This window comes from Actinomadura sp., assembly GCF_044508335.1.
GTDB lineage: Bacteria > Actinomycetota > Actinomycetes > Streptosporangiales > Streptosporangiaceae > Spirillospora.
The window spans coordinates 8,342-10,407 of sequence record NZ_JBIQHY010000116.1; the positions used below are offsets into that span (position 1 = coordinate 8,342).

General features: G+C 75.8%; 2 protein-coding genes. One reads left to right on the plus strand and one right to left on the minus strand.

Going from position 1 to position 2,066, the window contains the following annotated elements:
• Window positions 1–209: 209 nt before the first annotated feature.
• Window positions 210–776: a GNAT family N-acetyltransferase gene (locus tag ACIWVC_RS28340; protein WP_396452343.1), complete on the plus strand. Its 567-nt coding sequence runs from the start codon at window positions 210–212 to the stop codon at window positions 774–776.
• 36 nt (window positions 777–812) lie between these two features.
• Here ACIWVC_RS28340 and ACIWVC_RS28345 read toward each other — a convergent pair whose 3' ends face one another.
• Window positions 813–1,772: a helix-turn-helix transcriptional regulator gene (locus ACIWVC_RS28345; RefSeq protein WP_396452341.1), complete on the minus strand. Its 960-nt coding sequence runs from the start codon at window positions 1,770–1,772 to the stop codon at window positions 813–815.
• Window positions 1,773–2,066: the final 294 nt, after the last annotated feature.

The window sequence follows — 2,066 nt, forward strand, 5'->3', positions numbered from 1 at the left end:
CGACGCCGGATCCGATGCCGGACACGGGGCCGAGCGCGACGCCGGACGCGGCGGCCCGCACGGCGACGCGCGGGACGGGGCGGGCGCCGGGGAGCCGGGCGCGACCCGGGGGCGTCCGCCGTCCGGGCGGCCCTAGGGCGGCCGGACGGGCGGAGTTACCGGGGAAGCACGGGTCGCACGGGGCCGAACACCCTGAATAGGATCACTGCATGCTCCGTCCCGCCTACCCGATCGAGACCGAGCGGCTCACCCTGCGGCCGTTCCGCGAGGACGACCTCGAGGGCCTGTACGCCTACCAGTCCCTGCCGGAGGTGGCGCGGTTCCTGTACTGGGAGCCCCGCAGCCTGGAGGAGTCACGGGCGTTCCTGAAGCAGAAGATGGGCGCCTCCACCGTGGAGAAGGAGGGCGATTGGCTCGTCCTGGCGGTGGTGCGGCGCGAGACCGGCGAGCTGATCGGCGAGGTCAACCTGCAGTGGCGCAGCCGCGAGCACAGGCAGGGCGAGATCGGCTACATCTTCAACCCCGCCTACCACGGCAAGGGGTATGCGACGGAGGCGGCCGAGGTCGTGCTGCGGCTGGGGTTCGAGGGCCTGGACCTGCACCGCGTGTGCGGGCGCCTGGACGGCCGCAACGCCGCGTCGGCGCGGGTGCTGGAGCGGCTGGGGATGCGCCGCGAGGCGCACCTGGTGCAGAACGAGAAGGTCAAGGGCGAGTGGTGCGACGAGGTCATCTACGCGATGCTGCGCCACGAGTGGGACGAGCGCACCGGCGCCTGACCCGCCGCCCCCGGCCGGCGCGGCCCTGCAAGCGGCTCACCGCGCGGCCTGCTCTTCCAGGGCCCTGGCCAGGTCGCGGATGTGGCCGCGCAGTTCGGCGGGGCGGCGGACGGTGAAGGGGAACCCGAGCCCGGCCAGCATCCGCGCGGCCCCGTCCAGCCGCTCGGCGCGCATGGTCATCACCACTCCCCCGCCGGGGTCCTCGGCGAGCAGGGCGACCGACTCGGGGATCCGGCGGCGGGCGTCGGCGAGGCCGGCGTCCAGCACGACCTCGACCTCGTGGGCGTAGGGGACGCGCGCCAGCGACGCGGTGACCTGCCGGACGGGGTCGGCGTCGCCGGGGACCTCGAACGTCTCGGCGCCCGGCTCGGCGGAGGCGATCCGGTCGACGCGGAACGTGCGGGCCTGGCCGCTGCGGTGGTCGCGGCCGGTGACGTACCAGCGGCCGGAGTGCAGCACCAGCCCGTAGGGGTCCAGGTCCCGTTCGGTGTCCTCGCCGCGCCACGACCGGTACCGCAGGCGGACGCGGCGCCGTCCGCGGGCCGCGGCGGCCAGGGTGAGCACGGCGCCGGTGTCGGGCGCGGCGGCCGCGCGGTCGGGGCCGGTGAACCCCAGCGTGTCGCGCAGCGCCTGGACGCGGTCGCGCAGCGCGGCGGGCAGCACGCGCTCGACCTTGGCCAGGGCGCTCTCGGCGGCCTGGCCGGCCAGTCCCATCCGGCGCCCGGCCAGCAGGCCGAGCACGACGGCGGCGGCCTCCTCGTCGGTGAGCATCAGCGGCGGCAGCTTGTAGCCGGGCATGAGGCGGTAGCCGCCGTACCGGCCGCGGTCGGCGACGACGGGGACGCCGAGGTCGTCCAGCCGGGCGGCGTAGCGGCGGACCGTGCGCTCGTCGACGCCCAGGCGGCGGGCCAGTTCGGCGCCGCCGATGCGGTGGTGGGCCTGCAGCAGCTCCAGCATCGCCAGGACGCGGGTCGTCGGATGGGACGGCTGTGGCACGGGTCACTCACCTAATCCGGGCGGATCTCGTCCGGTATTCACCGTAGCGTGCGGTCGTACCCGCCGAGAGACCAGGGAGAACGATCGACATGGACGCTGACGTGAACACCGGCACCAAGGCCGATGCGGTGGCCGGCGCGGAGGGCGGCGCCGCCGGTAGGGGGACGTTCGTGCTGGTGCCGGGGTACTGGCTCGGCGCGTGGGCGTGGGACGAGGTGGCGGCCGTCCTGCGCGCCGAGGGCCACGAGGTGCACGCGCTCACCCCGGCGGGGCAGGCCGAGCGGGCGGACGAGG

Coding starts and splice junctions, on each gene's coding strand:
- ACIWVC_RS28340 (WP_396452343.1), top strand. CDS start 210: ATGCTCCGTCCCGCCTACCCGATCGAGACCGAGCGGCTCACCCTGCGG.